Origin of the sequence: Gorillibacterium terrae (assembly GCF_051594785.1) — a bacterium.
Taxonomy (GTDB): Bacteria; Bacillota; Bacilli; order Paenibacillales; family NBRC-103111; genus Gorillibacterium.
The window spans coordinates 1,993,362-2,008,636 of sequence record NZ_JBPPGI010000001.1; the positions used below are offsets into that span (position 1 = coordinate 1,993,362).

Annotated in this window: 15 protein-coding genes; 4 read left to right on the plus strand and 11 right to left on the minus strand. The window is 60.5% G+C overall.

Annotated elements, in window-relative coordinates; all coding sequences use genetic code 11:
• Positions 1–88: 88 nt before the first annotated feature.
• Complete coding sequence (locus ACSEXS_RS08830; RefSeq protein WP_438432790.1) at positions 89–793, minus strand: flavodoxin family protein; 705 nt, start codon at positions 791–793, stop codon at positions 89–91.
• A complete protein-coding gene (locus ACSEXS_RS08835) occupies positions 790–1,449 on the minus strand; it encodes a TetR family transcriptional regulator (protein WP_438432791.1) in 660 nt (219 codons plus the stop codon). The genes ACSEXS_RS08830 and ACSEXS_RS08835 overlap by 4 nt, the downstream gene beginning before the upstream one ends.
• Before the next feature lie 168 nt (positions 1,450–1,617).
• On the opposite strand from ACSEXS_RS08835, the gene ACSEXS_RS08840 reads away from it, so the two are divergent.
• Positions 1,618–2,631, plus strand: a complete 1,014-nt coding sequence (locus ACSEXS_RS08840) for a LacI family DNA-binding transcriptional regulator (protein ID WP_438432792.1) — start codon at positions 1,618–1,620, stop codon at positions 2,629–2,631.
• Between the two features lie 200 nt (positions 2,632–2,831).
• Here ACSEXS_RS08840 and ACSEXS_RS08845 read toward each other — a convergent pair whose 3' ends face one another.
• Both ACSEXS_RS08845 and ACSEXS_RS08850 read right to left on the minus strand, forming a co-directional pair.
• A complete protein-coding gene (locus ACSEXS_RS08845; protein WP_438432793.1) occupies positions 2,832–4,460 on the minus strand; it encodes an alpha-glucosidase in 1,629 nt (542 codons plus the stop codon).
• Positions 4,461–4,634: 174 nt separating this feature from the next.
• Positions 4,635–5,039 (minus strand): stalk domain-containing protein, encoded by a 405-nt coding sequence (locus ACSEXS_RS08850; protein ID WP_438432794.1) that lies wholly within the window; start codon positions 5,037–5,039, stop codon positions 4,635–4,637.
• Between the two features lie 251 nt (positions 5,040–5,290).
• Here ACSEXS_RS08850 and ACSEXS_RS08855 point away from each other — a divergent pair, with 251 nt between their 5' ends.
• A complete protein-coding gene (locus tag ACSEXS_RS08855; RefSeq protein WP_438432795.1) occupies positions 5,291–5,866 on the plus strand; it encodes a hypothetical protein in 576 nt (191 codons plus the stop codon).
• Positions 5,867–5,950: 84 nt separating this feature from the next.
• On the opposite strand, the gene ACSEXS_RS08860 is transcribed toward ACSEXS_RS08855, so the two are convergent.
• A complete protein-coding gene (locus tag ACSEXS_RS08860; RefSeq protein WP_438432796.1) occupies positions 5,951–6,832 on the minus strand; it encodes a LysR family transcriptional regulator in 882 nt (293 codons plus the stop codon).
• 155 nt (positions 6,833–6,987) lie between these two features.
• On the opposite strand from ACSEXS_RS08860, the gene ACSEXS_RS08865 reads away from it, so the two are divergent.
• On the plus strand, positions 6,988–7,401 hold the full coding sequence (locus ACSEXS_RS08865; protein ID WP_438432797.1) for a CidA/LrgA family protein: 414 nt from the start codon (positions 6,988–6,990) through the stop codon (positions 7,399–7,401).
• Positions 7,394–8,080: an LrgB family protein gene (locus ACSEXS_RS08870; RefSeq protein ID WP_438432798.1), complete on the plus strand. Its 687-nt coding sequence runs from the start codon at positions 7,394–7,396 to the stop codon at positions 8,078–8,080. Before ACSEXS_RS08865 ends, ACSEXS_RS08870 begins: the two co-directional genes overlap by 8 nt.
• 240 nt (positions 8,081–8,320) lie before the next feature.
• Here ACSEXS_RS08870 and ACSEXS_RS08875 read toward each other — a convergent pair whose 3' ends face one another.
• The 6 genes from ACSEXS_RS08875 to ACSEXS_RS08900 are packed head-to-tail and all read right to left on the minus strand — an operon-like array spanning position 8,321 to position 15,257.
• Positions 8,321–9,352 (minus strand): hypothetical protein, encoded by a 1,032-nt coding sequence (locus ACSEXS_RS08875; RefSeq protein ID WP_438432799.1) that lies wholly within the window; start codon positions 9,350–9,352, stop codon positions 8,321–8,323.
• Positions 9,353–9,367: 15 nt separating this feature from the next.
• Positions 9,368–10,792 carry a peptide ligase PGM1-related protein gene (locus ACSEXS_RS08880; RefSeq protein WP_438432800.1) on the minus strand — a complete coding sequence of 475 codons (1,425 nt, stop codon included), beginning with the start codon at positions 10,790–10,792 and terminating at the stop codon, positions 9,368–9,370.
• Positions 10,728–12,038, minus strand: coding sequence for a type III PLP-dependent enzyme (locus ACSEXS_RS08885; RefSeq protein ID WP_438432801.1), 1,311 nt, complete (start codon positions 12,036–12,038; stop codon positions 10,728–10,730). Before ACSEXS_RS08885 ends, ACSEXS_RS08880 begins: the two co-directional genes overlap by 65 nt.
• A 29-nt stretch (positions 12,039–12,067) precedes the next feature.
• Positions 12,068–12,883: a dTMP kinase gene (locus ACSEXS_RS08890; RefSeq protein WP_438433116.1), complete on the minus strand. Its 816-nt coding sequence runs from the start codon at positions 12,881–12,883 to the stop codon at positions 12,068–12,070.
• Between the two features lie 5 nt (positions 12,884–12,888).
• Positions 12,889–14,112 carry a UDP-glucuronosyltransferase gene (locus tag ACSEXS_RS08895; protein ID WP_438432802.1) on the minus strand — a complete coding sequence of 408 codons (1,224 nt, stop codon included), beginning with the start codon at positions 14,110–14,112 and terminating at the stop codon, positions 12,889–12,891.
• Positions 14,112–15,257 (minus strand): nucleotidyltransferase domain-containing protein, encoded by a 1,146-nt coding sequence (locus ACSEXS_RS08900; RefSeq protein ID WP_438432803.1) that lies wholly within the window; start codon positions 15,255–15,257, stop codon positions 14,112–14,114. Before ACSEXS_RS08900 ends, ACSEXS_RS08895 begins: the two co-directional genes overlap by 1 nt.
• Positions 15,258–15,275: the final 18 nt, after the last annotated feature.

Below are 15,275 nucleotides of genomic sequence, written 5' to 3' on the forward strand. Positions count from 1 at the left end.
TTGACGGTCACCCAGCCATTATACCCCTTTCCCTCTACCGAAAGAATGTCATAGTGTCTGCACCGCCTGTCACGAAGGAACGGCGTTTTCACCAGGGCCGCCCCTTCTCCATCCAACCCCGTTCCCGCCAGTGGCCGAGATCGCGGGGGTTCCAATCATTTCGTTTCTGATTGAGCCGCATGATGGCGAACATAAGCCGAGTCTTGAGCGAGGGACGCCGTCCCGGCTTGCGCCGGGCAATCCGGTCGGCCAGCCGTGCGGCATGGCGCTCCAGCTCTTCTTTCTTGCCCGGCTTCACGCCCTCCCAATTGACCGCCGCTACATTCGCACCCCAGCGATAGATGCGCGGGACGCCCCAGTAGAACAGATTGGTCTTCAGCGCCTTCGTCACCTTGGAGGTCCCGGCGCCTGCTGCGGTGGAGATCGCCAGCCCCGTTTTGCGAAACATGGCCGGGTGGGGACGATGGGACATCCAGCGGTATCCCAGATGATCCATCAGCGTTTTGAGCTGACCGGTCATCCCGAAGACGTAGCAAGGCGAATCGATTATAATCAGATCCGCTTCCGCAAGCGCCCGGGCGATCGGTTGGACCTTGGCCGCATGCGGACAGCGGTCCTCTCCCTCGGTGAAGCAGCGCCCGCAGCCGATGCAGGGACCGGGACCGTCGCCCGGCAGGAAGAATTCGGACACCTGCAGCTCCCCTTTGCGTTCGGCGAGGCGATCCAGGACCATGTGGGTGCATTGGTAGGTGCTGCCGCGATGCTGCTGACCATGCACGACGGCGATGTTCATAGGCCCTGTCCCCTTCCGGCGTACAGCCGGTAAAATTGCCGCACGTGCCGGCGAACTTGTTCCAGCGCTTCGGCTTCCCGCTCGGGCTGATTGTCGTACTGGCAGAGAAGCAGGAACAGAGGCGCGTAGAAATGCAGCGCCGCCGCTTCCGCATCCTCCGCCGCAAATCCGCCCGAAGCGGACAGCAACGAGAACAGCTCGGCTTGATACCGGAGCGGAGCATCCAGGAAAACCCGGCGGAAGGCCTCTCCCGCCTCGTTGCTGCGGTACTGCTCGATCGTCAGCATCCGCCGGAATTTGGCGGCGTAGTCGTCATGGAGGTAATAGAGGAACAGCTCGACGCTTCGCTCGGCAAGTTGATCGGTACCGATCCCGCCATACAGGCCGGCATCCGGGACGGCCTCGCCCTTCATCCCCATCGAGGCCTCCAGGCTGCGGTAGCGCCGATTCATTTCGGCAAGCAGCGTATCGAAGATCTCCTGCTTGCCGGCGAAATGCTTGTAGAGCGAGCTCTCTTTAATCCCGACCGCCCGGGCGATACGGCGCATCGATACCCCTTCATAGCCATCCGTCGAAAACAGCTTCAGCGCTTCCCGGAGGATGCGCTCCTTCGTTCCCTCTGCCGGTAAAGCTTCGCCTTGACGGCTCTCTTCCAAAGCGTTCAACTCCTCATTAAGGCTAACGAACGATAGCTTCCCTTTTCCCCAGTATATCCGACTGTGCGTGCTGCCGCCATCTTTCTTTTTTGATAGACCCGATTTGACAAGCTTGCTTTCCGGTCCTATCATCGGAAGTAAACGTTTACCAGCAAAGGATGGCTCTCCGTGAATCCAACCATTAAAGATGTGGCGCGCGCGGCGAAGGTCTCGATCGCCACCGTATCCCGCGTATTGAACAACCTGTCCGGCTACTCCGAGGAAACGCGGAGGCGGGTCTACGACGCGATCGAGCAATTGGATTACCAGCCGAACGCCATCGCCCGCGGCCTGATCAACAAGCGAACCCGCACCTTGGGCGTGCTTGTTCCCTCCGTCTCCAGCGCCTTCTCCGCGGCGATTCTCCGCGGCATCGAGGACACGGCGCATGCGCAGGGTTACAGCGTAGTCGTCTGCAATACCCATTCCGAGGACCGGCGTACCCTGGAGTACCTGCAGGTGCTGGCCGAGAAGCAGGCAGACGGCCTCATCCTGGCAAGCGACCCGCTGAAGGATGAGATTCATGCCATGACGCGGCGGATGCGCATTCCGCTGGTCCTGGTCTCTTCGCTGTCTCCGACCCCGGAGGTGCCGCACGTCCGGGTAGACGACTACCGGGCCGCTTATGACGCCGTTTCCTACCTGATCGAAAAGGGCCACCGCCGCATCCTGATGCTGAGCGGTTCCGTGGAGGACCGCATCGCCGGCTTGCCGCGAATCGAGGGCTACCGGGACGCCTTGCAAGAGCATGGCTTGCCCTTCCGCTCCGAGGATGTCGTCCGCGGGGATTTCCTGTTCCGCTCCGGGTACGACGCGATGGAGGCGGTCCTTGCGGAGCGCCGCCCTCCGGAGTTCACGGCCGTGTTCGCGGCGAGCGACGAAATGGCGCTCGCGGTCATGGCCGCCGCCGGCAAGCAGGGGCTGCGCATCCCGGACGACCTGTCGGTCATGGGGTATGACGACACCCAGCTCGCCACGATGGTTTATCCGCCGCTGACGACCGTCCGCCAGCCGCTCTATGAGTTCGGCTGCCGCGCCTGCGACAAGCTGCTGCGGATGATTCAGACCGGCGATGCGGAAGCGAGCGAGACGCTCGGCCACTCGATCGCCGAACGGCTCACGGTTAAGCCGCTGAGCGAGTGAGAGGCTTCGGATCACAATTTCCGGAATGCCGTTCGGCCTCCTCTTCACCTGTAGGGACCAGGCCCGGGCCAAGGCGCTTGTTCCCGCCATTCCCGTCAAATCGAACAAAAACGGATGAATCCCGCGCAAGCTCGGGTTCATCCGTTTTTGTCATGTCACCGCTCGAAAGACCGTGCCGCCTTTTCCAAGAGTAAAACCGGTCAGAGCTTCACCGCGAACGCTTCGTAAGGACGCAGGCTGAGTTCTTCAAAATCGGCAAACTCACGATCCGCGTAATTGGCGATCAGCAGCTCGCGGCTCTTGCCCAGCCGGGGAACCTGCACGGCCGCCGCCGCTTGGCCCAAATTGGCCGCCACGGCCCACGTTTCCCCTTCATAATGCCGCAGGTAAAGGAACACCTGCTCCGGAACCTCCTCGATCAGCTCGAAGTCTCCCCAGACGACGAGCGGATTCTCCTTGCGCAGGCGGATCAGCTTGCGGTAGCAGTGGAAGATCGAATCCGGGTCCGCCAGGCTCGCTTCGGCGTTGATCTTCTTGAAGTTCGGATTAACCGGCAGCCAGGGGGTGCCTGCGGTAAAGCCGGCATTCTCGCTCCCGTCCCACTGCATGGGAGTGCGGGCGTTGTCGCGACCCTTGGCGTTGATCGCCCCAATGAGCTCCTCCTGCGAGTAGCCCTGCTCCAAGCGCTCGCGATACATGTTGCGCGCCTCGATATCCTGCACCTCGGAGATGTCGCGGATCGGGGAATTGGTCATCCCGATCTCTTCGCCCTGGTAGATGTACGGCGTCCCCTTCATTAGATGAAGCAGAATCGCAAACAGCTTGGCGCTCTCCCGGTGATAGATGCCATCATCGCCCCAACGGGAAACAATCCGCGGCAGATCGTGGTTGTTCCAAAACAGGCTGTTCCAGCCTTCGTTGCCGAGCGCCGTCTGCCACTTGGCCAGAACCTGCTTCAGCTCGCCGATCGGCAGCGGCTTGAGGTCCCACTTATCCTTGCCTTCCTGCTGATCGAGCAGGATATGCTCAAACTGGAACACCATGGACAGTTCGCCCCGCTTCGGGTCCGAATACAGCTTGGCGATCTCCGGCGTGGCGCCCCAGGTCTCGCCGACCGTAAGCACGTCGTATTTTCCGAAGGTCTCGCGATTCATTTCCTGGAGGTAGTCATGCAGCTTCGGACCGTTGCCGGTGATTTCCTTATCGGGAATTTTGCCGACCAGATCGATTACGTCCATCCGGAAGCCGCCGACGCCTTTTTCCAGCCAATAGTTCATCAGATCCCATACCTCGCGGCGCACCGCTTCGTTCTCCCAGTTCAAATCCGGCTGTCGCTTGCTGAACAAGTGCAAGTAATATTGGCCGCTCGCCTCGTCATATTCCCACGCCGGACCGCTGAACGTCGAACGCAGCGAATTGGGAACGTCGCCGTTCACCGGGTCGCGCCACACGTAATACTCGCGGTAGGGGTTGTCCTTGCCTTTGCGCGCCTCGACGAACCAGGGATGCTCATCCGACGTGTGGTTGACCACCAAGTCCATGATGATGCGGATATCCCTCGCCTTTGCCTCGGTGATCAATTCGTCCATGTCGGCCATCGTGCCGAACTCGGTCATGATGTCCCGGTAGTCACTGATGTCGTAGCCATTGTCGTCGTTGGGCGACTTGTAGACGGGACTGAGCCAGATGGCCGTAATGCCCAGCTCCTGCAAATAATCCAACCGGCGAAGAATCCCCCGAAGATCGCCGATGCCGTCACCGTCGCTGTCTTGAAAGCTGCGGGGATAAACCTGATACACGACCGCGTTCTGCCACCATTTCTGTTCCATGTTCGTCTCTTCCTCTCCCGTGATCCGCGATTTTTCCAGCAAGTGCGTAAACGTTTACTCAAACGGCAATAAAAAGTCGCGTAAACGTTTAACCTACCGAGAGTGTATCCCTTTTCATGAAGACTGTCAACGCGCAGAATGTTGATCCTCTATAGCCGTTAATCGATGCTGACTTTAGAGAAAAAGCAGCGACCGCATTCCGGTAAGTTCCGAATTGCAGCCGCCCATTCGTTTTACCGTTGTCTTTCTCGAAGGGACCGGTTTAAGCCCTTCTTCGATTCGAATCGCTATTGCAGCTTCGCAACGAGACGCCGTGTTGTAGACGATCGGCACGTTCAGAGCATCGCTTAATGCGCGGACCGGGAGATAGGTCCGGTTGTTATAGGTGATCGGAGCGAGTGGGTTCCCTGCTTCATCTTCGGCGACAAAATGGGTACCGTTCACCTGGACGTCGATCCTGTTGTCCAGGTAAGCGTTAATCTTCTGGAGGTTCGACCCTGCATAGACGCCCCCCGCCCCTGCCACGGTCATTCCGAGCGCCATTACACCGAATACGGATTTTTTCATCCTTTTCGTCATAGTCAACCACTCCTCGTATGATTTCCCGGCCATCTGCCGGCTGTCTCTCCCTCTCCCTTACCCATTTTCAACCAGACTATTCTCCAAATCCACCAACTTCAGGTGGGTGATGAATGTTATATAGAATAGGAACCTGGAATTAAAGCTGAAGTGTGGGGCTACTCACGGAATCGGAGGTCAAGGAAGGAAAATAGTCATTCGAGGGGGGGAACATACTGAGAAAGGTAAGTTTATTCATTCTAGCGGCAGTCTTGCTCGTCACGGGATTTTTCACTTATAGACAGCTAAATCCTCAAGTCATCCGACCGGATGCCGACTATTCCATCTATTCCTTAGATGAATTGGAAGGGCTGGCAACCGCAATCGTTGAGGTTGAATATGAACGAGAAACGTCTTCCGTAGTCCAATGGGATAAGAAGGACAAATTCCCGTTGGAGGCTAAAACGTTCTCTGAAGTAAAAGTAACCAAAATTTATAAAGGAAATGATACGATTAAGGTGGATGATACATTGTCCATTGTGGAATATTATGCCAAGTGGAAGGATCTTTATGGTTCTTATCAAGAAATGCCTAATAAAATTTATATGCCGCTGATAAAAGGCAAAAAATACTTACTGTTCTTATATCAGGGGCCCACTCAACCGCCCAACACCTATGAAATCATCGGAAATCACCAAGGCAAATTCGTGATTCCGGAGCCCGGTATCAAAGCCAAGGACATGACGGCTAAGCTCATGGATATCTACGAAGAAGATCAAGAGTACAGTCAGCTCTACGATAAAGTCGCTGAGAAGTATGCTTTTGACAAGCAAGCTGCGGTGAAATAAATACTTATTATCCAAGGATGTCCCGGGGTGCCCAGGGCATCCTTTTGTTTTCACAATTCGTTCAGTCGGAAAAGTAACCTGCCTTCACTCGCGCTCCCGGCCCAGATGCGCCAGGAATTCCCGGGCGGCGAAGCTCAGGTATCGTCCCTTGCGGGTGATCACGGCCACATGGTAAGGAATCTCCGGCTGTTCGAGCCGAATGGTCCGGATGCGCTGCGGGTCCAGCCTCCGGCAGAGCGATTCCGGCAGATAGGAGATGCCGAGCCCCTCTGCGACCATCTCGCCGATAAAATCCCATTGCGCGCTCTCGTAGACGATGTGCGGCTCATGCCCCAGCCGCTCGTAGGCTTCCCGCACGCTGCCGTAGATGGCGAAGCCCTCGCGCAGGACGATCAGCGGCTCCTCGACCAGCTCCGGCAGGGCGACGGAATTGCGCCCGGCCAGCGGACTGTCCTGCGCCGCGATGACCGCGAGCCTTTCGCGCAGGAACGGCTGGATGTCGAACAACTCCTCTTCCACCGGCAGCACCACGAGGCCCAAGTCCACGTCGCCGCGCTGCACGGCCTCCTCCACCCGCTTCGAGCCTCCCTCCGTCAGCCGGATGTTGATTCCCGGGTACCGGCGGCGGAAATCGGCGATAATGCCGGGAAAATACAAGGTGCCGATGATCGGCGGCATCCCGAGGCGCACGGTTCCTTTTTTTAGCTGCTGCAAGCCGTACAACGAATCCGTAAGATGGTCAAGCGACGCCAGGATCACGCGGGCCTCCGCCAGCACCGTTTCCCCTGCGTCCGTAAGCTCGATCCGCCGGGCCGACCGGTCGAACAGCTCGACGCCGAGCTCCTCCTCCAAGCTTTTGACTACCTTGCTGAGGGTCGATTGGGACAGGTGAAGCGACTGCGAAGCCCGGGTGAAGCCGCCTTGCTCGGCAACCTCCTTAAAATAGCTCAGTTGACGAAAATCCATCCGCCACCGCCTCCTTCTTCAACCTCGTCTGTTTTAGTATGACTATATGGAATAGTTTATATGAAATCTATGAATTTTACGAATACCGATAATCGCGTTACAATGAATCCAGCCTTGAAATGAAAACAATCATGAAAACAGGAAGTGAAGAAGGCGTGCGACGCATTACGGCCATTATCCTGCAAGTCCTGCTCTGCTCCGGCATCGCGCTCCTGGGCGATTACCTCGTCGAGCTCGCGCATCTGAAAATCTCCGGCAGCATTCTCGGAATGGTTCTGCTGTTCGTGCTGCTGAAAAGCGGCATTCTCAAGCTCCACTGGTTCGAAGGCGGCGCCGATTGGCTGCATTCCCGCTTGGTGCTGTTCTTCGTGCCTTCGGCGGTCGGCATCAGCCAATATGGCGCGCTCATGAAGAGCGACGGGGTATTCCTGCTATTGACCATCGTCATCAGCACCCTCGCCGTCATGGTCGTCACCGGCTGGAGCGGCCATCTGCTGAACCGCTTTGCCCGCAAGCCGATTCCCGCGCCGATTCCGGTCGCCGCCGAGGAGGAGAAGCTTCATGGCTAGTCTCATCGCCATCGCCGGTCTGCTGTCTACCGTCGCCGTCTACGCGGCCGTCCGCCGTCTCTACGGCCGCAAGCCGAGCGTGCTGTTCACGCCGATTCTGCTCGTGCCGATCGTGCTGCTTCTGCTGCTGGCCGTCACCGGAATCTCATATACGGCTTACAACAAGGGAGCCAACATCCTGACCTTCCTGCTGAAGCCCGCCACCGTCGCTTTTGCGATTCCGATCTACAAGCATTTCGATCTGCTGAAAAAGCATGCCTGGGAGATCCTCGGCAGCGTGCTGATCGGGTCGTTCGCCGGCATCTCCACGTCGATGCTGGTCGGCGAGCTGTTCCGCCTCAGCCCGCAGGTGGTCGGCAGCCTGGCTCCCCGCTCGGTCACCACACCGATCGCCATGGAAATATCGACGATGATCGGCGCCAACGCCACGCTGACCGCCGTGTTCGTGATCATTACCGGACTGCTCGGCTTCATCGTCGGCCCGTCCGTCATCCGCATGCTGTCCATTGAATCCCGCGTCTCCAAGGGCATTCTGATGGGCATGAGCTCCCACGGCGTCGGGACCTCCAAGGCATTCGAGCTGGGCGATGTCGAAGGGACCGTCTCCAGCCTGACCATGGTGCTGGCTGCCATCGCCACCTTCATGCTGGCTCCCTGGATCGTGCCGCTTTTGGGATAAAGTCCGTACGTTAAATCGGAGGACTCGCGCTCCGAAAGAAATAGCCGCTGTTCCGCTCCGGAGAAGTCCGGTCGGAACAGCGGCTTTTGGGTTTTGGTGGAGGCGGCGATACCCGTTCGCTTCATGCTTGCTTCGTGTACGATTCATGTTTGCTCCGTGTCTACACGGCGGACTCCATTCGGACATCAGCGCATTCAGACGCAAGCGATGCCCGTTTCCGTCGGCCCGCCTCCATCCGCCCTAGAATGCGTTCGAGATTTCGCTCCCGGCCCCGGAGCTCTCGGCGCGGACCAGATTGCCCACCCCGTTCAGGAAGCAGTCGCGAAGGGCGACCAGCAGCCCTTCTTCGGACGCTCTCAGTTCCCGGCACAGGGCTTCAAACGCGGCCGTCGCCGTCCGCCGCGTCCCCCTCAGCCGCATGAGCTGTCCTCTGGCCGCGTAGGCGAGGCGACGGGATTCCGCCAGCATCGGCAGCAGTTCTTCGCCGCTCCCGACCGATTGGAGGAACCGGGCAAACAGCTCGCGCGAAGACGCCAGGAAGAACAACGTGCGCTCCAGCGGAATCAACCATTCGGGATGACCGGCCGCCAGGTGTCCGGCCGCCTCGGCCGCGATCCGCTCATAGACCGTGAAATCGTCCAGGTACATGTCCAGATACGCTCTGGCCTCATCGACGAAGATGCGCAGGTCCGTCCGGTGAGCCAAACGGCTGTCAATGTCGTAGGAGGCAATGTACTTCGCGAAGGGATAATCGGCCAGATCGTAGCAGTCGCGGAGCACGTTTTCCTCGTACCAGCCGAAAAAATCCGGACGGGCGTGGTCCTGTACGTACCAGCGGGGGCCTGCCTCCCCCTCCTCATAGCCGGTCAGGAGGAAGTTATGCGGCTGCAGCCGGATGCGGTAGGTTTCGATCCGGTGGGGAATATAATAGCCGTCTCCGGAGAAAAATACCGCCTTCTTCTCGCCGAGCAGGCGGAGTATCTCCGGCTTGGCGTCGGCAAAGGCCGGGAACCGCCGGGTTACGGTCTCAACCCCGAGCAGATGAAGATCGAAGAACGGCGACGGATAATGCCAGCGGTCGCGGCCATGTGCGACGAAGCTGTGGTAAATCCGTTGGATCGGCTCCAGGCACTTGTAGAATACCCGCTCCACCGGGACGTCCCGGACCCGGAGGTAGCTGAGCAGGTGCCCCATGTAGCAATTGAAAAAATCCTCTTCATACCGCGGGATATCCTCGACGGCGTGTAGGCGGCCGGTCGTCTCCAAGCGCATCCTCCCTCTCCGGTTTCAGGCTTTCTCCAAACGGTCCAGCATCCGGTCGAGCCGGTCGTTCAGCTCTTCCGCACGGGACCACTGCCTTGCGGCGATCAGCGCGAACAGGCGGCCCTTGCAGCCCTCCCCGCCTTCCTCCCGGAAAACGGGCAGCGTGCCGGAGGTATAGACGAGCACGCCCTCGCCCGATTCCCGGTCGAAGAGCAGCTCCTCCTGCTCCAATTTCCCGCACAATTCGCCAAAAGACAGCGGCTCAGCCAGCGACAGGCGGAAATAGCGGCTGATGGCCTTCGTACGCTCGCCCAGGATCGGCGCGAGAAACGACAGATAAGTCGAGAGCGTAAACCGGCCGTTGATTTCGATGATCGGGATGATCTCGCCGTCCGTCGTGATGATCGAATCCACGCCGGCTACGCCCGAATATCCCTGTTCATGTAGCTTGCGACCGATCTCTTCCCCGTAACGCCGGTACTCGCTAACGGCTGTCTCGCCGATTTCAACGGGGAAGCGCGAACCGATATAGACGGTGTCCCGCAGCATCTGCTCCTTCATGGAGAAGATCTCCGTCTCTCCTTGCGGCGAGACATAGAGCTGGAAATTGATATCGGCGCTTTTGGGCTGCCAGCCTTCTACAAGCCAAGCCGCAGCGGTATTGCGCTTGGCGGAACGTTCCAAGCGGTGCAAGAGCGGCTCCAGCCGCTCCGGCGAATCGACCAGATACAGCCCTTTGCCGGAGGCTCCGTGCGGCTCCTTGATGATGACCTTCCGAAAGGCTCCTTCCCCTTCGGTCAGTTCCTTCCAGGCGCTGCGGATTTCCTCCGCGCTTCGGCAAACCCGGCCTGCGCACACCGGCAGACCGAGCTCCTCGGCCAGCAGCCGATTGGCAATCTTGTCGTTCACCGCCGCTCCGACGGATGACGGGGCCGCCATGAGCGCAAGGCCGCAGCGCTCGGCGATTCTCTCTTCCAGCAGCGTAGCGGCGTAGGGGACGAAGAACAGCGTTCCGCCCCTCTCTTCCTCGGCCCGGGCCAAATCCCCAAGCTCGCCGAGCAGCCGCTCGTCGGCGAGCACCAGTTCGGCAATCCCGGCCTGGTCGGGCCCGGGGGCGGGGACGAGAATCCGGGGAATCTCGAAGCCCCAGCCGCGAAGCCGGGCGAGGAAGGCTTCATCCGGCTGTTCCCGCAGAATCAGAAGGTCCTGCGGACGGCACAGCAGCAGGTTCATTTCCTCCATTCGAGAGACGATGCGGTCCTCGCTGCGGTCGGTGATCCCTCTCGGCGCCGGATTCCAATAACGCTCCGCACCGATGTTGAACAGCCAGAGGATCACTCCCTCTCCACGGTTCTCGCGCAGAAGCCGAAGCAGATGGAACGGCTCAGTCGCCGATGGACCAGACCGGTTCCCGGTCTCCGAGCGGTTGTTGGCCGGCAAGGAAATCATCCGCGTTCCCCCTTTCCCGCAGCAGCTCGTCCTTCCCCGGAAAAGCCAAAACCTCCGCAGGCAGCGGATGGCTCAGGAACATCGCCGGGCTGTGCGTAAGCCCGTATGCCCCCGATTGCTCCACCGCCACCAGGTCGCCCGGTTTGGCTGGCGCTAACCGAACCTTCTGGCCGATGACATCCGTCGGCGTACAGAGCGGCCCGACCACATGAACCTCCTCGGGAGGAGCGTCCGTGCCACCCGCCGGGATCAGCCGCATGGGGAAATTGTTGCGCACATACCGCCCGAGGAACGCGCTGGCGGCATGCTGATGGGAGCCGCCGTCGCACACCAGGAATTTGGTTCCCCGGCAGGTCTTGACATACTCGACCCGCGTGAGGTAAGTGCCCGACTCGGCCAGGAGGAAGCGTCCGCTCTCTACGGCGACGCGCACGCCCGCGAGACGATGCCCGAGGCGGTCCCAGAGGACGGCGAGCTCCCGCTTCAGGTAAGCCGTGTCGAGCGGTTTTTCACCGGGGAAATAAGGAATGCCGAAGCCGCCGCCCAAGTCGAGGAATGCGAGCTTCAGGCCCGTCTCCTCCGTCAGCGCAAGCGCCAGCTCGATGATCCGCTCCATCGTCTGCACCAGCACGGCCGCATCCAGCACCTGCGAGCCGGTAAAGATGTGCAGCCCGTTCAGCCGGACATGCGGCAGTGCAGCGATCTGGCGAAGCGCATCCGCCGCCTGCTCCTGTTCAATGCCGAACGGCGTCGGCACGCCGGTCATCTTCAGCCCTGCTCCCGCCGGGTGAAAGTCGGGGTTAATCCTTACAGCGACCGGGACTTCAACCCCCCGTTCGGCCGCAAGGCGGCTGATCAGCTGGGCTTCTTCCACCGATTCCACATTGATGCTGGCGATCCGGCGGTCAATGGCGAGCTCGAGCTCCCGCCGGGTCTTGCCGGGGCTCGTCCAGATGATGGAGCCGGCGGGTACTCCCGCCTGCAGCGCAACCGCCAGTTCGCCCTCCGAAGCCACCTCCACCGAACTGCCGAGACGGTGGAGAAGCTGGCAGACGCCGAGCAGCGGATTGCACTTCACGGAATAAAACACTTCAAAGCCCGAAGGCAGACAATCCTTCAAGGTCCGGTATTGGGTTTCGATCTTGACGCCGTCATAGGCATAGAGCGGCGTTCCAAAGCGGTCGGCCAGGCGCCGCAGCCGTTCGTCAGCGCTCGCGGCCGCTTCCGGTTGTTCATCCGCTTTCATCCTCGTCCCTCCTTCATATCGTTCGCATGTCACGGCTCCGAAGCCGAAGCCGCCTCGCGCGCGCCCGAAGCGCCGCCTGCACCCCGAGCCGCCAGCAGGCTCAACACCGCATGGATATCCGCTGCCTCGTCGGAGGCGTCGGCGGTCAGGATGCGGCAGCATTCCGTGCCCGCCGCCCCGCCGCCGTTCGCCGCTTCGGCGAAGAGCTCCAAGTAGCACGCCCGCATCCGCTCCAGGTAGCGCAAGTCCTTCTCGGGTCCGCTATCCCGCCGGAAGCTCCGGCTCGGATGATAAAGGGCCTTGCCCCGAGACGTGATTCGGTGACGGCACACCTCGGGAGCCGTGTCGCAGAAGAACAGCAGATCCGGTGCCGGCGCCGAGGCGCTCCACGGGCGTCCGATCCAGGCCGGGGCGCCGTTCACGGCATCCCGGGCGAGGCCGGTGTAAGTGTAGCGGTCGGCAATCACGACCGCCCCCCGCCGCAAGGCCGGGCCCACCCGCCGACGCCGGGAGAAGAGAAAGCCGCTCCACTGGAGCAGGCTGTAGATGCCCGGCGTCATGCAGCGGCAAGCGTCCAGAACGCGCACGGCGGCCCGAAGGAACGGGACATCGTTCCATTCGACAATGACGGCCGAGACGCCGAGGCCCTCCAGCGTCCGCTTCAGCCGGCGGATGCGTTCGCTCTTGCCGGACCCGCTGATGCCTTCGTAGACGATGAGGATGCCCTCCCTTCTGCGGGGATCGGCATCGGACTCCGGATGGAGCATCGTTGCCTGTCCGCCGCTTGCATAAGGGTTGACCGCCTCCGCATCCGGCGGAGGATGCGCGCCGGAGATGTTCCGCATGGGCTTCACCGCCTCCCCCCTGATCCCTCCGTCTTCCTTACCGTTTCTAAGCCTGTTGCTATGCCCGCGTCTGTCGAGGGACCCTGTCCCTCAAGCAGGTCCGGTGTTTCGCCCGCAAGCTGCTTCGCATAAATCTCCGCCAAATCAGGCGTAGTCCGAAGCGCTTCGCGGAGCCGTTCATGCATGTCCGCAAGCGGCGCTTCCGGGAAGCCCGCTTCCTTCCACGCGGCATACGGAATGCCGAAGCCGAGCGTTTCCCAGACGTGGGCGTTCACCTTCTCGTGCTCGCCGAACGGCTCGAGCATGAGGAGCGGGGTCGCCGCACCGAGCGAATCGATCATCGTTCCGGCTCCCGGCTTACCGATCACGGCGCGCGCCTGCGCCGTCACTTCAAACAGCCCGTGCCGCTCCGTTCCGCGGCGGAATTCCGTTTCCGTCCCCGCATCGACGCGGCCAAACGGCGGAAATCCGTAGCATCCGGATTCATCGGGCCGCCATGGCACCCAGGTCGGGTCGATCATATAGACCCGTTCCCCTGGCTCGGTGTCGGCCGCCTCTTCGGGTTCATAGGCGACCAGATCGAGCAGGAAGCCGCGGGCCCGCAGCTCGGGAATGACCTGGCGGTAGGTGCCCATGCCCCAACCGCCTCCGTGCACCAGGTAGCGCGGCTCCCGCGCTTCGTAAGGCACAATGGAGGCATCCTCCGTCACCCGCAGCGGGTGCAGCAGCTTGATCCGTTCGCCGTCATACAACCGAACCTCGGTATAGCCCTCGGCGTAATCGGGCCGATAATGCCGCAGGCTTTCCCAGGAAGGCGGCAAGCCCGCATCCACGTAGAGCAGGTCCGCCTTCGTCTCCGGCTGGCGCAGCCGGTAGCGCTCCAGGAGCGGCAGCCAGTGGCCGGACAGCACCAGGAACCTCCGGCGGTTTTCCCGTTCCCAGGTATCCAGCAGCTCCGCCGCCCGGCCTTCGTCCAGGCTGGACGAAAGGTCGAGCGGCCGGCGGGCCGCCATCTGCGCCACCGGAAAGCTGCGGTGATAAGCCTTGCGGCTGCGGAGGATGCCGGATTGCCGCTCTTCCGTCATCAGCGATTCGAACACCTCGACGGCGGTCGGCTGACCGATGGCGTTCAATCGCCCGGCAAGCAGCAGTCCGGGAATGTAGAGCCCGAGCCCGAAGCCGGAACCGAGCACGGTGAGCAGCTCTCTGTGCGGCTTGGTCCCGTCCATCAACTCGATTTCACGGCTTGAAACCGTTTGAAGCCCTCCGCCGTTCCTTCCTCCACGCTCAAGATCCGGTTGACATCGAACAGCCGGGTGAAGAAATCGTATTCCCAGACCGACGGCGTTTCGTTCTCGATGGCGTATTGATCCAGGTAAGCCAGATCGTCCGGGCGGAATGCTTCCCGCACCGCCTCCGGCACGATATCGCGGAACAGAAGCTGAAGGTAATGAAGGTTGTAATAGACGACCTTTTCCAGCCCGTAATGCCGCACCCGATCTTGGAAGCCGTCCCAGTCGATCTCGGACGAGAACTTACGGATGTACATGTACAGGTCGGCGAACTTGTACAGCTTGAGGTCCTTCAGGCTGCTGATCCAGACCATCAGCACCGCTTCCTTGTACAGGTGGCAGCAGAGTTGGATCAGGTTGTCGGCGTGATCGAGCCGGTAGCCGCGCTCTCCGTACAGCTCGATCGGCACGGCCCGGGCGATCAGCTCGCGGGTCGGCACCTTATAAGGGCAATTGCCCCGCCAGAGGATGTCGTGGTTGACGTCGACCTCCACCACCGGAGCGAAGGGATGATCGGTCAATTGGATGAACTCCTGTATTTCGTGGGTCGTCATCTGGTGGACCATCTTCGCTTTGCGCGACGAGGCCTTGATCTCATGGGCTTCGGCATCGTATTCCCCTTGAATATAGCCAAGACCCTCCAGCGCCTCCGTGACCGCATTGACGTCCTCCAGCTGCATGAGAAAATCAAGATCGTTAAACGTCCGCGTCTCCAGCGACGGGTAGACGGTATTGACCAGCAGATTCCCCTTCAGAACCGGCAGCACCACGTTCTTCTCCGCGAAGGCGCGCAGGGTTTCCGCAAGCTTGGCGGCATAGCTGCCGTTGCGTTCGCGGTACGCCGCCCATTGGAGGTTCAGCAGCCGCTTCAGCTCGCCTTCGAGCGGTTCGAACAGCCCGAATTTTTTCAGGTTGTACGTCAGCATGTTGAGCGTGCGGTGCGTGGTCATCTGGTAGAGGATTTCCGACCAGTCGAGCGTCGCGTCCAGCAGCTCCGTAAGGTGCGGACGGTCCGCTTCTTCGACTTCCACCGATGCCAGGAGCACGAGTTGCCGCTCCAACGAAAGTTCCAATCTGTTCATCGTAGCCCTCCAATAATT

Bases quoted from the DNA above. Each gene is read 5' to 3' on its own strand.
- ACSEXS_RS08895 (WP_438432802.1), bottom strand. From the start codon at position 14,112: ATGGACGGGACCAAGCCGCACAGAGAGCTGCTCACCGTGCTCGGTTCC.
- ACSEXS_RS08885 (WP_438432801.1), bottom strand. From the start codon at position 12,038: ATGAAAGCGGATGAACAACCGGAAGCGGCCGCGAGCGCTGACGAACGG.
- ACSEXS_RS08860 (WP_438432796.1), bottom strand. From the start codon at position 6,832: ATGGATTTTCGTCAACTGAGCTATTTTAAGGAGGTTGCCGAGCAAGGC.
- ACSEXS_RS08890 (WP_438433116.1), bottom strand. From the start codon at position 12,883: ATGCGGAACATCTCCGGCGCGCATCCTCCGCCGGATGCGGAGGCGGTC.
- ACSEXS_RS08900 (WP_438432803.1), bottom strand. From the start codon at position 15,257: ATGAACAGATTGGAACTTTCGTTGGAGCGGCAACTCGTGCTCCTGGCA.
- ACSEXS_RS08870 (WP_438432798.1), top strand. From the start codon at position 7,394: ATGGCTAGTCTCATCGCCATCGCCGGTCTGCTGTCTACCGTCGCCGTC.
- ACSEXS_RS08845 (WP_438432793.1), bottom strand. From the start codon at position 4,460: ATGGAACAGAAATGGTGGCAGAACGCGGTCGTGTATCAGGTTTATCCC.
- ACSEXS_RS08875 (WP_438432799.1), bottom strand. From the start codon at position 9,352: ATGCGCTTGGAGACGACCGGCCGCCTACACGCCGTCGAGGATATCCCG.
- ACSEXS_RS08830 (WP_438432790.1), bottom strand. From the start codon at position 793: ATGAACATCGCCGTCGTGCATGGTCAGCAGCATCGCGGCAGCACCTAC.
- ACSEXS_RS08880 (WP_438432800.1), bottom strand. From the start codon at position 10,792: ATGATTTCCTTGCCGGCCAACAACCGCTCGGAGACCGGGAACCGGTCT.
- ACSEXS_RS08850 (WP_438432794.1), bottom strand. From the start codon at position 5,039: ATGACGAAAAGGATGAAAAAATCCGTATTCGGTGTAATGGCGCTCGGA.